Annotated in this window: 13 protein-coding genes; 5 read left to right on the top strand and 8 right to left on the bottom strand. The window is 69.9% G+C overall.

From position 1 onward, the window contains the following. Positions 1 to 22 precede the first annotated feature (22 nt). The 3 genes from ACW14X_RS22090 to ACW14X_RS22080 all read right to left on the bottom strand — a co-directional run bounded on the left by ACW14X_RS22090 (position 23) and on the right by ACW14X_RS22080 (position 3,382). The gene (locus tag ACW14X_RS22090; protein ID WP_457163314.1) at positions 23 to 1,504 is read right to left on the bottom strand and encodes a class I adenylate-forming enzyme family protein; all 1,482 of its coding nucleotides are present in this window, start codon (positions 1,502 to 1,504) and stop codon (positions 23 to 25) included. 3 nt (positions 1,505 to 1,507) lie between these two features. Further along, entirely contained in the window at positions 1,508 to 2,002 is a 495-nt protein-coding gene (locus ACW14X_RS22085; protein ID WP_457163313.1) for a hypothetical protein, read from the bottom strand. A gap of 402 nt (positions 2,003 to 2,404) precedes the next feature. Beyond that, entirely contained in the window at positions 2,405 to 3,382 is a 978-nt protein-coding gene (locus ACW14X_RS22080; protein WP_457163312.1) for an enoyl-CoA hydratase/isomerase family protein, read from the bottom strand. A gap of 98 nt (positions 3,383 to 3,480) precedes the next feature. On the opposite strand from ACW14X_RS22080, the gene ACW14X_RS22075 reads away from it, so the two are divergent. Then, entirely contained in the window at positions 3,481 to 5,079 is a 1,599-nt protein-coding gene (locus tag ACW14X_RS22075; RefSeq protein ID WP_457163311.1) for a GMC oxidoreductase, read from the top strand. A gap of 5 nt (positions 5,080 to 5,084) precedes the next feature. Further along, the gene (locus ACW14X_RS22070; protein ID WP_457163310.1) at positions 5,085 to 5,774 is read left to right on the top strand and encodes a TetR/AcrR family transcriptional regulator; all 690 of its coding nucleotides are present in this window, start codon (positions 5,085 to 5,087) and stop codon (positions 5,772 to 5,774) included. A 19-nt stretch (positions 5,775 to 5,793) separates the two neighbouring features. Here ACW14X_RS22070 and ACW14X_RS22065 read toward each other — a convergent pair whose 3' ends face one another. From ACW14X_RS22065 to ACW14X_RS22050, 4 genes are read right to left on the bottom strand one after another with little or no spacing between them, the layout of a single operon-like run. After that, positions 5,794 to 6,537, bottom strand: a complete 744-nt coding sequence (locus ACW14X_RS22065; protein WP_457163309.1) for a hypothetical protein — start codon at positions 6,535 to 6,537, stop codon at positions 5,794 to 5,796. Positions 6,538 to 6,544: 7 nt separating this feature from the next. Continuing rightward, positions 6,545 to 7,402, bottom strand: coding sequence for an alpha/beta fold hydrolase (locus tag ACW14X_RS22060; protein WP_457163308.1), 858 nt, complete (start codon positions 7,400 to 7,402; stop codon positions 6,545 to 6,547). Next, positions 7,399 to 8,292 carry an SDR family NAD(P)-dependent oxidoreductase gene (locus ACW14X_RS22055; protein WP_457163307.1) on the bottom strand — a complete coding sequence of 298 codons (894 nt, stop codon included), beginning with the start codon at positions 8,290 to 8,292 and terminating at the stop codon, positions 7,399 to 7,401. The genes ACW14X_RS22060 and ACW14X_RS22055 overlap by 4 nt, the downstream gene beginning before the upstream one ends. Continuing rightward, on the bottom strand, positions 8,289 to 9,536 hold the full coding sequence (locus tag ACW14X_RS22050) for an NADH:flavin oxidoreductase/NADH oxidase family protein (protein ID WP_457163306.1): 1,248 nt from the start codon (positions 9,534 to 9,536) through the stop codon (positions 8,289 to 8,291). Before ACW14X_RS22050 ends, ACW14X_RS22055 begins: the two co-directional genes overlap by 4 nt. 89 nt (positions 9,537 to 9,625) lie before the next feature. Between ACW14X_RS22050 and ACW14X_RS22045 the strand changes: the two genes are divergently transcribed. From ACW14X_RS22045 to ACW14X_RS22035, 3 genes are read left to right on the top strand one after another with little or no spacing between them, the layout of a single operon-like run. Continuing rightward, entirely contained in the window at positions 9,626 to 10,234 is a 609-nt protein-coding gene (locus ACW14X_RS22045; protein ID WP_457163305.1) for a TetR/AcrR family transcriptional regulator, read from the top strand. Next, on the top strand, positions 10,231 to 11,223 hold the full coding sequence (locus tag ACW14X_RS22040; RefSeq protein ID WP_457163304.1) for an NADP-dependent oxidoreductase: 993 nt from the start codon (positions 10,231 to 10,233) through the stop codon (positions 11,221 to 11,223). The genes ACW14X_RS22045 and ACW14X_RS22040 overlap by 4 nt, the downstream gene beginning before the upstream one ends. Next, positions 11,220 to 12,080, top strand: coding sequence for an alpha/beta fold hydrolase (locus ACW14X_RS22035; protein ID WP_457163303.1), 861 nt, complete (start codon positions 11,220 to 11,222; stop codon positions 12,078 to 12,080). The genes ACW14X_RS22040 and ACW14X_RS22035 overlap by 4 nt, the downstream gene beginning before the upstream one ends. A gap of 65 nt (positions 12,081 to 12,145) precedes the next feature. Here ACW14X_RS22035 and ACW14X_RS22030 read toward each other — a convergent pair whose 3' ends face one another. Continuing rightward, a complete protein-coding gene (locus tag ACW14X_RS22030) occupies positions 12,146 to 15,508 on the bottom strand; it encodes a PQQ-dependent sugar dehydrogenase (RefSeq protein WP_457163302.1) in 3,363 nt (1,120 codons plus the stop codon). Between the last annotated feature and the right edge of the window lie 47 nt (positions 15,509 to 15,555).

The following is a 15,555-nucleotide window of genomic DNA, read 5'->3' as shown; positions in this document are numbered from 1 at the left end:
CGGTAAGTACTTCGAGGCCTCTTCACAGGGAAGAATCTACAGGTACGCCCCTTCCGCGCTGGTTGCGAAGTGCTCGCTTGTCGAGCTTGCCCACCGAGTTCTTCGGCAAGGCATCCAGCACATGGATCGCGGTGGGTCGCTTGTAGCCGCTGAGCTGCTCCTGGCACCGCGACATCAGGCCCTCGACGTCGACCGTCGCGCCCGGGCGGGCCTGGACGAAGGCAACGACGACCTCGCCCCACTTCTCGTCGGGCAGACCGATCACCGCGACCTCGAGAACGGCCGGGTCGCCGGCGAGGACGTCCTCGATCTCCTTGGGGTAGATGTTCTCGCCACCTCGGATGATCATCTCCTTGGACCGGCCGACGATGGTGAGGTAGCCGTCCTCGTCGAGGTGGCCGAGGTCGCCGGTCGTGAGCCAACCGTCCTTGATGACGGCGGCGGTGTCGTCCGGGCGGCCGAGGTATCCGCGCATGACGTTGGCTCCTCGGACGGTGACCTCGCCGTTCTCGCCGGGAGGCACCGGGTTGCCGTCCGCGCCGAGGATGCGCAGCTCCTGGCCGGGGAACGGCAGCCCGACGGTTCCCGCCTTGCGCGGGCCGCCGACCGGGTTGATGGTGGAACCGCAGGTGGCCTCAGAGAGTCCGTAGCCCTCGATGAGCGGGAAGCCGAAGCGGTCCTCGAACCGGGCGAGCAGGTCGGCTGATGCCGGGGCGGCGCCGCAGACCGCGAACCTGACCGAGCTCGTGTCAGGACGTACGTCCTCGGGGAGGGCGGCAAGCATGCTGTAGATCGTGGGGACCGCGGAGAAGAACGTCGGACGCTCCTTCTCGATGGTGTCGAAGAACGTGTGCGGGCTGAACCGGTCCGCGATGACGACGCTGGCACCCACGAGGAGCGGGGTGAGGACGCTGACGACGATGCCGTTGACATGGAAGAGCGGCAGGATCAGCAGGCAGCGGTCCTCGCGACCGACCTCGAGGGCATCGCGCCCCATCGCGGTCATGGCCTCGAGATTGGCGTGGTCGAGCATCACCCCCTTGGGTACGCCGGTGGTGCCCGAGGTGTAGATGAGCAGGGCCAGGAGCGCACTGTCCACGACCGGCGGGGCGGGCTCCTCCGGCACGGGCTCCCGACGCAGGTCGGAGACCGAGAGGGCGGGTACGTCACCGACCGGGTGGGCGCCGTCTTCGACGACGTGCAGCCTCGCACCCGAGTCGTCGAGCTGCCGGGCGACCTCGGCGTCGGTCAGAGCCGGGTTGACCGGTGTGATGGTCGCTCCCAGCCGCCACGCTGCGAAGAGCAGTACGACGAACTCGACGCGGTTGGTGAGCTTGAGCGCGACGACGTCCCCGGCACCGATGCCGAGCTCGGCGAGATGTGCCGCGCCGGCACGGACCAGGTCGAGGAGCTCGGCGTTGCTGAGCCGCTGGGACGAGTCGGCGATGGCTGGACCGGCCGGGTTGTCGGTGGCGCGCCGGTCGATGATGGTGGAGAACGTCATGGTTCAGGCCTTCAGGTGACGGGTGAGGAACTCGGTCTGGTCGGCGACGACGGTCTCGAACGCGTCGCCGAGGTAGATGTCGAAGTGGCCGGCGTCGTACCGCTTGATCTCGCCGCGAGGCGCCGTGCGCGCGTAGGCGAGCGTCTCCTCGGGCGGCGTGACGGAGTCGTGGTCGCAGATGCAGAAGAGGATCGGCATCCGTACGTCCTTGGCGACCTTGCCCGGACGATGGCGGGTGATGGTGGGGGCGACGCGGGCGGTGACCTCGTTGACGAAGCCGGTGTCCTCCGGGACGAGGGCGAGGTAGCCGGGCAGGGCGTCCGGAGCGGTCATCAGCGCCTTCTCCCCGGGCGCCCCGGCCAGCGTGATGAGCACGGGGTCCCGCCGCAGGGTCGCGGCGACGAGGTCGCGAGCGACGGTGGGCAGCAGCCGCATCGTGCCGACCGGGCCGAGGGCCCGGGCCGACGCGAGGCCGTCGGTGAACGGGCACTGGGACACCGCCGCACGCAGCTCCGGATGGCGGGAGGCGACGACGATGGCATGACCGCCACCGAACGAGCTCCCCCCAGACCGCGACGCGAGTGCCGTCGACGTCGGAGCGAGTCTTGACGTGGGCGATGGCGGCGTCCCAGTCGGCCAGCTGCCGTTTGATCGACAGCAGCTGCCGGGGCTGGCCAGTGGAGTCGCCGAAGTGGCGATAGGTGAAGGCCAGCGCCGCGATCCCGGCCTGGGCGAATCGCTCGGCGAACGCGTCCAGGCGCATCTCCCGGGTGGCGCCCAGGCCGTGGCCGAGGATCACGACCGGAGGGTTGGTGACGCCGTCGGGCAGGAAGAGCCAGGCGGCGCAGGTGTCGCCGGCCGAGTCGAAGCCGATGTCGTGGCGGGTGACGGTGTGGCCGCTCATCGCCGGGCCTCCTGACGCTCAGCCCCGGCACCACGGGTCGTGCCGGCCTGGAGCACTTCCTCGAGGACTCCGGGCTGATAGAGGGGCAGCTCACCGGCCGCCTCCGTGTTGGCCATGTAGTCGAGCATCAGCTCTTGGCCGATGTCGGAGAGCGCGGTGGCGAGGAACTCGGCGCGCTCGATGTGCAGCCCCTCCTCCAGCCCTGTCGAGCCGCCGAAGTAGACCGATCGCTTGATCGCCGCCCGCGACGCCTTGGGGCGCGATCCGAGGTGCTCGGCCAGCTCGATCGCTCGGTCGAGCAGCTGATCCGGCGCCACGACCTCGTCCACGGCGCCGATCTCCAGAGCCTGGGCCGGGGTGAACGGCTCACCGGACAGGATCGCCAGCAGCGCCTTGTGGTTGCCCACCAGGCGGGGAAGCCGCTGGCTGCCGCCTCCGCCGGGCATGATCCCGAGCAGGACCTCGGGCTGGCCGATGACGTACTCGCCCTCGGCCATGACCCGCAGGTCGTTGGCCCAGCTGAACTCGGCTCCGAGACCGAGCGCCGACCCGTTCAGGGCCGCGACGAAGACGACGCCGCTGCGGTTCATCTTCAGGAACGTCTGGTGCACCCGCTCCAGCTGGACCGCCGGCCACAGCGGCGTCCGGCCGAGCGCTGCCTTCAGTCCGCCGGCCCGATTCACCCCGCGCGCCGTGTGGGCCAGCGCGGAGGCACCCCGGACACCGACCGACGGAACGGTGGCCCCGCCCTCCTGCAACCAGCGCACCTCGGCGTGCGAGACGAAGCGGTCCGGATGGGTGCCGGTGAACACGACCGCCTGGATCGCCGGATCGCCGTCCGCGCGGTCGACGAGCGCGTCGAGCTGCTCGGCGATGTCGTTGCCGAACAGTCCCAGCGGACCGCCGTCGACGCGCGCGACCAGCACCGCGCCGCGGTCCTCGATCTCGAGGTCGCCTCGTACTTCTTCTGTCATCACCGGTCTCCGTTGCAAGTGCTGCGAGCGCGTTCGTGCGACGCTTGTCACACGACAATAACGAAGTTATCGTGACGCCACAACCCCGAGGAGATGTCATGAACAGCACCATCCATCCCCCGTTCGACCACGACTGGGTCGTGGTCGGATCCGGCTTCGGCGGGAGCGTCGCAGCCCTGCGCCTGGCCGAGAAGGGTCACCGGGTGGCGGTCCTCGAGCGCGGCCGCGCGTACGCCGACGAGGAGCTGCCCGAGTCGGCATCCGACAGCCGCCGCTTCATCTGGGCGCCGGCGGTCGGGCTGCGCGGGATCATGCGCAACGTGCTCTTCCGGCACGTGTTCAGCTCCACCCAGACCGGAGTCGGCGGCGGAAGCCTCGTCTACGGCGGCGTCCTGTTCCGCCCCCACGAGGCCTTCTTCGCCAACTCCCAGTGGGCAGGACTCGACCGATGGGAGGAGATCCTCGAGCCTCACTACCGCGAAGCGGAGCGGATGCTCGGGGCGCGTACGACGCCGTGGGAGTCGGTGACGAGCGGACTGACCCGTGAGGTCGCCGACCGGTTCGGCGGCAGCTTCTCCGCGGCGCCGGTCGGGGTCTTCTTCGGCGAGCCGGGCGTCACGGTTCCGGATCCCTACTTCGGCGGCGAGGGCCCGGACCGCACCGGCTGCACCCGATGCGGGCAGTGCATGACCGGGTGCCGTACCGGTGCTGCCAACCGGCTCACCAAGAACTACCTCTGGTTCGCCGAGAAGCACGGCGCCCAGGTCTTCGCGGAGCGCGAGGTGGTCGACGTGACTCCGCTCGGCGCGGCCGATGGGAGCGACGGCTACCGGATCACCACCCGCAGGTCCGGGGTCCGGGGCGGCCGCCGCACGAGTATCACCACGCGTGGGGTCGTGTTCGCGGCCGGCGCGGTGGGCACCAACGCTCTCCTCGCGGACTGCAAGCACCGCGGGGCACTGCCCGCGGTCAGCGATCGTCTGGGCCACCTCGCGCGTACGAACAGCGAGGCCGTGCTCTCCGTCCTGCTCCCCGAGGATGTCGGCACGTGGCGCGACGTCACCGCGAGCAGTCGGGTGGTCCTCGACGGCGACACCCAGATCGAGTTCCTCACCTATGGGCCGCGAGGCGACTTCATGCGCCTGATGTTCACGGTCCTGGTGGGCGAGGGCCGGGGCGTACGTCGCCTGTCGGCCTGGCTCCGCACCGTGGTGCGGCACCCCCGCCGTTGGTTCTCGACGATGCGATCGGGCTGGTCGGCACGCACCTTGATGATGCTGGTCATGCAGCCGCGAGACAACGCGATCCGGTTCACCGCGAGGCGGCGGCTCTTTGGTCGGGGATATCGGCTGACCACCGAGCGCGACCGCGAACGGCCGGCGCCGACGTACATCGACGCAGGTCACCAGGTCGCGAAGTGGCTGGCGCAACGCACCGGCGGCGTCGCGCAGAGCAGCGTCTTCGAGGTGTTCGGCAACCGGCCGATGACCGCCCACGTGCTCGGTGGCGCCGTCGTCGGCGCGAGCCGGGCCACCGGAGTCGTCGATGCGAGGCTGCAGGTGTTCGGCTACCGGAACATGCTCGTCTGCGACGCCGCCGCCCTGCCCGCCAACCCCGGCGTCAACCCTGCGCTGACGATCACGGCGCTGGCCGAGCACGCCATGTCGCACATCCCCGACGCCGGTTTGGGACGATGACGGCCATGGCGAGAGATTCGACGGCGACGGACAGCCCCTCCAACAGCATCCCGGAGCGACTCATCGCCGCCGCCGTCACGATGCTCGCCGAGGAAGGCCCCTCGGCCATCAAGGCCAGGACGGTCGCCGCGAAGGCCGGCATGTCGAGCATGGTCGTCTACAACTACTTCGGCGGCGTCCCGGAGCTGCTCGGTGCCGTGGTGGACCACGGCTTCGACCAGCTGGGCGAGGCGTTCGCTCAGATCGGTGCCGGCGAGGACCCCATCGCCGACCTGTTCACCATGGCACTGACCACGCTGTCCTACGCACAGGCGAACCCACACCTGTACGACGCCATGTTCGGCCTCTCCACCCGGGCGACCTACCGACCCACCCCCAAGGGCGAGCGGCGAGCCGGCCACTCCCCCGCGTTCAACGCCGCCTACGTGCACGTTGTCGAGGCGACCACCCGGTTGAGCACCACCGGTGACCTCACCATCGACAACCCGAGGGCCGCCGCCGGAGCCATGTGGAGCTACGTCCACGGCTACATCACCCTCGACCTGGCCAACCACTTCGTCGAGTTCGCCGACCCGGTCCGAGAGGTGCTGGTCCCGATGGGCGTCACGTTCTGCGTCGGCCTCGGGGCCGACCCCGCCGCCGCCCTCGCCTCGCACGAGACCGCCCTCCGGCGAGCCTGGCACCCGGCCCCATAGTCGTCTGACGCCGGGTTGGCTACGCACCCGCTCGTCGCGCCTGCGGGAGCTGCGGGTACGGCGGTTCGTCGATGCCCAGCACCCCGGTGCAGGCCAGCGGGCGGGCCTGCAGGAAGACACCGACGCGATGGGTCTTCTGCTTCAGCGCATGGCTCATGGCGCTGGCATGGCCGCCCTTCTTGTAGGCGAAGTCGCGGGCCAGGGCATAGGTCTTCCAGAGGCTGATCGAGGTGTGCTCGTACGGCAGCTGCGCCGAGATGTCGATGCTGCCGCGGTGCCCGGGGTGGTGGGCGGCGCGGCTCGCCGCATGCAGGTTGTTGCGCATGAACTCGAGGAGCCGGCCGTGCCGGAGGATGCCGTGGACGACCGCGACCATGGGCTCGCCATCGACGAGCGGCTCCGCCCCTTCGGCGGTGGGCTTCCAGCCGTGCCAGTGATCGCGCTCGGACTCGGAGTCGATCCTCACCCGCACGATCTCGCTGTCGAGGCTGAACCGTCCGGGGCCATCGATGGCGCGGCGCAGCGGGCCGGCGAAGGCGGCCTCGGCCGCCTCCGCCGACTCCCACGCGGCGACGAGCGCACAGCCGCCCGGCAGGAGGTTCGGCGCGAGGGAGTGCGTGCCGTTGTTGGCGTAGTTCACCGTGACCCCACGCAGGCCGGCGACGCCGGCGTCGATCGTGCGCCTGAGGTCGCGCCGCCATCCGATCCGCCCGCCGGGCGGCCGCAGGAAGGCATCGACGGTCAGGAAGTCCGGTCGGCTCATCGCTGCCTCAGGACGCCGCGGACTCGGTCTTCGAGCCGAGGAAGTCCAAGACCTCGGGGACGAACTCGTGGTGGTACTGGAACACCCCGCCGTGGCCGGAGGCCGGGTAGATCCGCAGTCGGGAGTCGGGCAGCCGGGCCGCCATGTCCTTGGAGTGCTCGCTGGCGACCATCAGGTCCTTGTCACCGTTGGCGACGAGGACCGGGATCTTGATCTGCTCCAGGTCGTCGGCGGGGTGCATGCCCGCGCTGGTGATCGCGCGCAGCTGTGCCAGGCCCGCCTGCGCGGAGATCGGCTTGTCCCGACCTGTCGTACGCTCCGCGAGCCGGTCGAAGTAGGCGTTGGCCGCCTTCTTGCCTTCGGCGGTGCGTGGGAAGAAGAGGAAGTGACGCGGGTCCTTCCGGGTCAGGAACGCCTTGGTGTAGGCGCCGCCGACGATGAACGGCATCTTCCAGATGCCGCCGCCACCGCGGGGGCCGCTGCCGGCGACCACCATGCGACGTACGAGGTCGGGCGCCTGGAGGGCGATCATCTGGGCGACGGCGCCGCCGAGCGAGAAGCCGATCAGGTCGACCTCCTCGTGGCCGAGCGCACGGATGAAGGCGATGGCGTCGGCGCCCATGTCCTCGATGTCGTTCGGCACCCGGCCGCCGGTAGCGCCGACGCCGCGGTTGTCGAAGGCGATCACATGGTGCCGGGAGGCGACGCCGTCGAGGACGCGCGGGTCCCAGTCGTCGAGGACGGCGGTGAAGTGGTGCAGGAACACCACCGGTACGCCGCCGGGCTTGCCGAGCTCGCGGTAGGCGAACGAGGTGCCGCCGACGTCGATCGTCTTGTTGGGTGTGGTCTTCCAGGTGGTGGTCATCGCTTGTTCCTTCGTGAAGGTGCCGCCGGGACGGCGGCGGGAGGCGTGGAGAGTCGGGCGTCGAGACGGGCGAGGACGTCGAGGATGCGGCGGTCGCGGGCGAAGCGGGAGTCGAGCGTGGGCCCCAGGAAGCCGCGCCAGGCGGAGACCGGACGCCACAGACTCGGCCGGATGACACGGGCCGCGCGCGCCTCGAGCCCGTCGGCGATACCGGCCGCGGCCTGGGCCGGAGTGATCCGCTTTAGCATCGCCTTGGGGAGCGCGCCGAGCAGGTCCATGACGACCGGGTCCTCGTCGACGCCGCGGGCGATCATGTCGGTCTGCACCAGCGAGAAGTACGCCGTCAGGACCGAGACACCGTGGTCGGCGAGCTCGACGCGCAAGCCGCGTCCGAGCTGCTCGACGGCCGCCTTGCTCATGGCGTACGGGATGGCGCCCATGCCGTTGAGGAAGGCGAACACGGAGCTGATCAGGACGACCTGGCCCCGCCGAGCGATCACCTGGGGCAACGCGGCCGAGACCGTGTTCACGACACCCGTCACGTTGACCGCGAGGGTGGTCTCGATGTCCGCGGTCGGCGTGTTGCGCAGCGTGGCCGCCTTCGCGAAGAGCCCGGCGTTGGCGATCACGACGTCGAGCCGGCCGAATCGGTCGACGGTCTGGCTGACCGCCGCCTCGAGCGAGGCAGGGTCGCGGACGTCGGCGACGCAGCCGAACGAGTCGGTCGCATGCAGCGCGCCGGCTCGCACGGGCGTCGTCGGATCGATGTCGGCCACCGCCACCCGGGCTCCCCGGTCGAGCAGGGTGCTGACGGTGGCGGCGCCGATCCCGCCGTTGCCACCGGTGATCAGGACGACCTTGTCGGCGAGGTCGTAGGCGCGGCGGCTCATTTCAGGCCCCGGCGCGACGCGAACGACACCCGGCCGTTGCGGCGCACCATGGCTACGGCGGTGCGCAGCACACCACGGTCGAGATCCGGCTCCTGCCCGCGGGCCAGCCGGTGCATCTGGTCGGTGTTCCAGGCGAGATTGAGGACTCCGTCGAGGGCCTTCAGATCCGCGAACCGGCCGAGCAGACCTCGCATGCCGGCGCCGATCTCGTGGGTGCTCAGCTCCGCTGCGCGTCCCCGGAGGATCGCATCGGCGGAGTCGGTGGTCGTCACCGTCGGGCGGCCGATGCCGACGAGGTCGCAGTCCCCGGCGGTGAGCGCGTCCTGCATCCCGGAGCGGGAACGGAAGCCGCCGGTCACCGCGAGCGGTACGTCCCCGGCCGCCTCGCGGACAGACCGGGCGTAGTCGAGGAAGTACGCCTCACGCGCCCGGGTCGAGGAAGCGGCCGTCCCGGACATCGCCGGTGACTCGTAGTTGCCGCCGCTGACCTCGATCAGGTCCACGTCCTCCAGCGCCAGGGCCTGCACGACCGCGCGCGAGTCGTCCTCGGTGAACCCGCCACGCTGGAAGTCGGCGGAGTTGAGCTTGACCGACACCGCGAACCCAGGACCCACCCGGGCACGAACGCGGCGTACGACCTCGATCAGGAAGCGCATCCGCCGCTCGGCGTCGCCACCCCACTCGTCCTCGCGCAGGTTGGTCAGCGGCGAGAGGAACTGGGTGGTGAGGTAGCCGTGCGCCGCGTGGATCTGTACGCCGTCGAAGCCGGCGTCCTCGCAGACCTTGGCCGCGACGGCGAAGCGTTCGATGATCTCCTCGATCTCCGCACCGGTGAGCTCACGAGGAACGCTCGCTCCGGGGAACGCAAGCGGCACGGGGCTCGGCGCCACCGGCTGGTGACCGAGGTCCATCAGGTTGGACTGACGGCCCGGATGGTTGAGCTGGGCGAAGATCGCGGCGCCGCCGTCGTGCGCGGCCTTGGTCCACGCGGTCAGCTGCGGCAGGGCGCGGTCGTCCTCGATCACGATGTTGCCCGGCTCCCCCAGGTGCCGGCGGTCGACCATGATGTTGCCGGTGACCAGCAGGCCGTAGCCGCCCTGCGCCCACCGGCGGTAGAGCGTGACGATGCGCTCGTCGGGCGAGTTGTCCGCATCGCCCAGCGCCTCGCTCAGCGCCGCCTTGGCGATGCGGTTGGGCAGACGTACGCCGGAAGGAAGGTCGAGCGGATCAGCAAGCGAGGCCATGGATGCTCCAGTTCGTGGATTGCAGTACGTTCGTAATAGTATGATCGTAATGCTAGGATTCTGACAACCCCTGGAAGGAGATCCACCTCATGGCGAGATACAGCCCGGAGCACAAGGAAGCGACCCGGCGCCGGATGATCGAGACCGCCGGCCGCCGGTTCAAGAGCGACGGCATCGACGGCTCCGGCATCGCGACCCTGGTCGCCGACGCCGGCCTGACCAACGGAGCCTTCTACGGTCACTTCGACTCGAAGGACGACCTCGTCGCCTCGGTCGTGACCCAGCAGCTCGCCGACCAGGTCGCCGTCGTCGACGCGCTTCCCACCGGCCTCGCGTCCGTCGAGGCCTTCCTCCGCGAGTACCTCTCTGCCGCACACCGCGACGATCCCGCCGAAGGCTGCCCCTCGGCCGCCCTCCTCGACGAGATCGGACGCTGCGACACGACCACCCGAGACGCCTACACCGAGGGCGCCCGCTCGATGATCGAGGCGATCTCGCGCCACCTCGACGAGGGCGGCGGCCAGCAGACCGACGAGCGTGCGATCGGCATGTTCACGCTCCTGGTCGGTGCGCTGCAGCTGGCTCGTGCCGTCACCGACACCGAGATGTCCGACCGCATCCTCGCCGCGGCCTACACCCAAGCCATGACCATCGCGGGAGCTCGTCCCGCAGGAACACCCACCCAGGAGTCACCATGAAGGCCTTCGTCGTCACCCGCTACGGTCCGGACGGGCTCGAGGCGGCCGACGTCCCGCCGCCGACGGTCGGACCTCGCGACGTCCTCGTCGACGTCCGCGCCGCGAGCATCAACCCGCTCGACAAGATGGTCCGCAACGGGGAGTTCAAGCAGCTGCTGAAGTACAAGCCGCCCTTTACCCTCGGCCACGACGTCTCCGGCGTGATCACCGAGGTCGGTTCGGAGGTCCGCGACTTCAAGGTCGGCGACGCGATCTACTCCCGGCCGCGCGACCTGCGCATCGGCACCTTCGCCGAGCAGATCGCCATCGACGCAGACGACGTCGCCCTCAAGCCGGCGTCGTTGTCGTTCGAGGAGGCCGCCGCCGTACCCCTGGTCGCGCTCGCCGCGTGGCAGGCCATGGTCGGCCTGGCCAGCGTCAAGCCTGGCCAGAAGGTCCTGGTCCACGCCGGTGCCGGCGGCCTCGGCTCCACCGTCGTCCAGGTTGCCAAGCACCTCGGTGCCTACGTCGCGACCACCGCCCACAGCAAGGACATCGAGAAGGTCCGCGCGCTCGGCGCCGACGAGGTCGTCGACTACACCAGCACCGACTTCGCCGATGTCCTGTCCGGCTACGACGTCGTGCTCGACTCGCTCGGGACGGCCAGTCTCGAGAAGTCCCTGACCGTCCTGAAGCCGGGCGGTCTGGCCATCAGCGTGGTCGGCCCACCTGACCCACACTTCGCGACCCAGCTGGGCCAGCCGCTCCTCAAGCCCGTCGTGGCCCTGTTGAGCCGCAAGATCCGGTCCCGCGCCAAGAAGCTCGGCGTGCGCTACTCGTTCCTCTTCATGGAGGCGAACGGCACCCAGCTCACGACCCTCGCCGCGCTCTACGACGACGGCATCCTCCGGCCGATCCTCGACCGCACGTTCCCCTTCGCGGAAACGCTCGAAGCGATGGCGTACGTCGAGCAGGGCAAGGCCAACGGCAAGATCGTGGTGACCCGATGAGCACCCCCGGCAACGAGCCCGTCATCACGTCCTACGAGCAGGCCCCGACCCGCTCCGTCACCGTCGGCGACGTGACCTACGCCTACCGCGAGCTCGGCCCCAAGGGCGGCGTACCTGTCGTCTTCTTCGTGCACCTCGCCGCGACTCTGGACAACTGGGACCCCCGCATCGTCGACCCCATCGCGGAGAAGCGACACGTCATCACCTTCGACCAGCGCGGCGTCGGCGCCTCGACCGGGAAGGTGCCCGACACCATCGAGGAAGCCGCCGACCACGCCTACGAGTTCATCGCGGCGCTCGGGTTCGAGAAGATCGACATCTTCTCCTTCTCGATGGGCGGCTTCATCGCCCAGGATCTGATCCTCGAGCACCCCGAGCTGGTACGCAGGCTGGTGCTGACCGGGACCGGGCCCCGGGGCGGCAAGGACATCGAGAAGGTCGCCGGAGTCACCTACCGGGACATCCTCCGAGCGACCCTGACCAGGTCGGACCCCAAGGAGTTCCTCTTCTTCAACCGCGACGCGGCCGGGAAGTCGGCCGCGAAGGCCTTCATCAAGCGGCTCCAGGAACGCACCACCGACCGTGACCGGCCGGCCAGCATCAAGGCACTGCGAACCCAGCTGAAGGCGATCCAGAGGTACGGTCGCTCCGCCCCGTCAGATCTCTCGGTGCTCACCCTGCCGACGCTGATCGCCAACGGCGACCACGACCGGATGGTGCCCACGGCTCTCTCCGAAGACCTCCATCGCCGCATCAAGGGCAGCCAGCTGATCATCTACCCCAACTCGGGTCACGGCGGGATCTTCCAGTTCCACGAGGAGTTCGCCCCCGTCGCCGCCGGCTTCCTCACCGACTGACCTCCGCACCGGTACGAACGTGCGGGCCCAAGGGACATGCCCTTGGACCCGCACGGAGAGTCACCTCAGAGCTGGCTGATCACCGCCTGCGCGTCCCGAACCAGCGCGGCACGCGCCTCGGGGTCGGCGACGTTGAGCGAGCTGGCCGCCAGGTCGGCGTACTCCTGCAGCTGCGACCGCGCAGCGGCGAGGCGCCCGGCCTCGGCGTGCTTGGCGGCCTGCCTGAGCCGTTTCTCGAGGACACTCTCCCCTGCCGGCGTGACATCGCCGGAGCGAGCGAGCCGTTCGGTCAGGGCGGTGAGCTCGGTCAGCGACGTGGTGGTCGTGAACGTCACCGTTCTCGTCGTCGCATGTCCGGCCTTGTCGGTCGCGGTGACCTCGAGGGTGTGCGACCCGAGCGAGAGCCGCCACAGGGCGAGCTCGTCGCCGGCGACCGCGGCATCGTCCAGGGTCGCGGTCACGGACCCGACACCGGAGGTGGCGTCGGTGGCCGACCACGAGGCATCCCCGGAGTTGCCGTCGGCGGCGCCGTCGGCGACACCGTCGACCGCGACCTGCGGAGCGGTCTTGTCGATCCGCACCACGACCTGCCCGACGTCGGAGACGTTGCCGCCGTTGTCGGTCGCGCGGTACTGCACGGTCGTGACACCTTCCGCGGACACCGTGAGCGGGTTGTTCGCGTTCTCCCAGGTCTGACCGCCGTTGGTCGAGCGCTGCCGTGAGGCAACGGTGCCGTTGTCGGTCGCCGCCACGGCCACGGACACGTTCCCCGTCCACCAGCCGTTCTGCCCGGTCGGCTCCGCCGGATTGAGCGTCGCCGAGACCGTCGGCGGCGCGACGTCGGCGAAGCCGTCGCCCACGAACCTGATCCGATCCAGGGTGACGCCGCCGGTGGAGGTCACGAACAGCTCGCCGCTGCCCGACGGCGCACCGGTCAGGTCGGACGTCGTCTCGGACCAGCCCTCGCTGGCGACGTCGAACGAGGCGAACGGCGTCGCGTCGGCCGACCCCCATCGCAGCTTCACGCTGCCGGTGCCGCTGGCGCGCAGCTTCGCCGAGGTGATGCCGGCGAGGTTCACAGGCTTCCAGGAGAGCCAGTCGCCCGCATCGAGCGAGGTGACCTTCCGCAGGCCGCTCGCCGTGTCGTCCGGAGCGATCGCGACGCCCTCGGAGGCGTCGGCCCACTCGGCCTCCTGCGACTTCGGGTTGAGGATCATCGACACCTCGGACCTGGCCGCCGGCACACCGTTGGCGCCGTTGTCGGTGTAGCCGATGACGACGACTCCGTAGATGTTCTCCGTCTCGCCGTGCTCGGTGGCATCGGCGGGCGTCGGGATCGCGAATCGGCACCCGGTCCCCTGGCTGAGCGGGTGGGCGTGGACGTCGTGCCCGAGCCCGAACGTCCAGGTCACCCGTGAGCACACCGTCGCGTTCCCGTCCTCGGCGTCATCGGTCGTCACGTCGAACGGCACCGCCTGACCCCAGTCGAAGAAGCCTCCCTCGGCCGGCGTGGCCACCTCGATCGTCGGCGCGACGTTGCCCACGCTGATCGAGGTCGAGGTGATGCCGCGACGTCCCTCGGCATCAGTGACGCGGAGCCGAGCGGTGTAGCGGCCGAGCTCGTCGTACGTGTGCGACGTGGTCGCCCCGGTCGCGTCGAAGGTGCCGTCGCCGTCCAGGTCCCACTCGTAGGTGAGCGCACCGCCCTCGGGGTCGACCGAGCCCGAACCGTCGAACTCGACGGTCAGCGGCGCCGAGCTGCTGGAGATGGGATCGGCGACGATGTCCGCACGCGGGGCCTTGTTGCCGACGCTGTAGTCGATCCGATAGAGCCCGGCATCGGGGTTGGCGCGGAAGAAGCCGTCACCGTAGTCGAGGACGTAGAGCGACCCGTCCGGCCCGAACTCGACGTCGATCGGGCTGTCGGTGATCGGCTGCCGGTTCGTCTCGAGATCGGTGTTGGGCAGGAACTGCTCGATGTGCGAGACCGGGCCACTGGGCCAGTCGACGGTGAACGCCGCCAGGTAGTCCTGGGAGAACTCGGCGAAGAACGCCTTGCCGTCCCAGTACTCGGGGAACTTCGTCGGCGAGGGGTTGTCCGCGTCGTAGTGGTACACCGGACCGCCCATGGGCCCCTGGCCACCGGCAGGGCTGAAGTCGGTCAGCTCCGGCCACGGCTGGTGGGTGTTGTTGTCGCCGTAGTAGAGGGTCGCAGCGGTGGCCGGCGGAACGGTCGAGAGTCCTGTGTTCCACCGCGAGTTGTTCTCCGCGCCGGCGGCGCAGTCGAAGAACTCCCGCGGCGTCGCCGTCTCGAAGTTCCATTCGTTGTAGTTGAACTGGTCGCCGGTGCAGTAGGGCCAGCCGCCGTTGATCGGCTCGTCGATCGCGGTCGTCTGCCACTCGACGTACCCCATCGGGCCACGATCCGGGTTCGGCGCCCCGGCGTCCGGGCCGTAGTCGCCCCAGCTCACCGAGTCCGTGGCGGGGTCGACATCGATCCGGAACGGGTTGCGCAGACCCATCGCGAAGATCTCCGGTCTCGTGCCCTCCGTGCCGGGGGCGAAGAGGTTTCCCTCCGGAATGGTGTACGAGCCGTCCTCCTGGACCGCGACCCGCAGGATCTTGCCACGCAGGTCGTTCGTGTTGCCCGCGCCGCGGCGCGAGTCGAAACCGGGGTTGAAGCCGGGGGCGTCGTTGTTGGGGGCGTACCCGTTCGCACCCGGGGTTCCTGCCGGGGTGTTGTCACCCGTGGCCAGGTAGAGGTTGCCCTGGTCGTCGAAGTCGACGTCGCCGGCGACGTGGCAGCACTGACCGCGCTGCACCTCGACCTTGAGGATCACCTGCTCGGTGGCGAGATCCAGCTTGTCGGCGGCCTCGTCCCACTTCACGCGGGTGAGCTGGTTGTAGCCCTTCCACTGGTCCCAGTAGGCCTCGGTCTGACCGGCGGGCAGCGTGTTGGGCGCCGAGCCGGACGGCGTGGTCGTCGGGTAGGGGCCGGTCATGGTGCGCGGCGCGTAGTAGAGGTAGACCCAGCCCGACTCCTCGAAGTCGGGTGCGAGGGTGATCGTCTGCAGACCGTCCTCGGAGTTGTTGTACGTCGCGATCGTGTTGACCACGCGGGTCGTACCGGCGTCGGGGTCGACGAGCCGGACATCGCCGTTGCGCGCCGTCGTGAGCACGCGCCGGTCCGGCAGGACGGCCATGTCGATCGGCTCACCGGTGTCCTTGGTGAGGGTGACCTTCTCGTAGTTGGACCAGTCCAGGGCGAGGCCGGCCCCGGGTTCGGTGCCGTGATCGACACCGTCGTGGGCGGCAGCGGGCGTCGCTAGTGCGAGCCCGGAGGAGAGAGCGAGCGCGAGACCGGAGGTCACCGCGAAGAGTGATCGCCGGGCACGCCGGCGGGGTACCCCACCGGCTGAGCTGTTCATGGGCATGACGATTCCTTGGAGAACGAGGGCGGAAGATGCCGAAGAAG

The sequence above is a fragment of the Nocardioides sp. YJ-D4 genome, assembly GCF_054031495.1.
The sequence above is the reverse complement of the archived record's forward strand: the minus strand, read 5'-3'. Positions and strand labels throughout refer to the sequence as shown.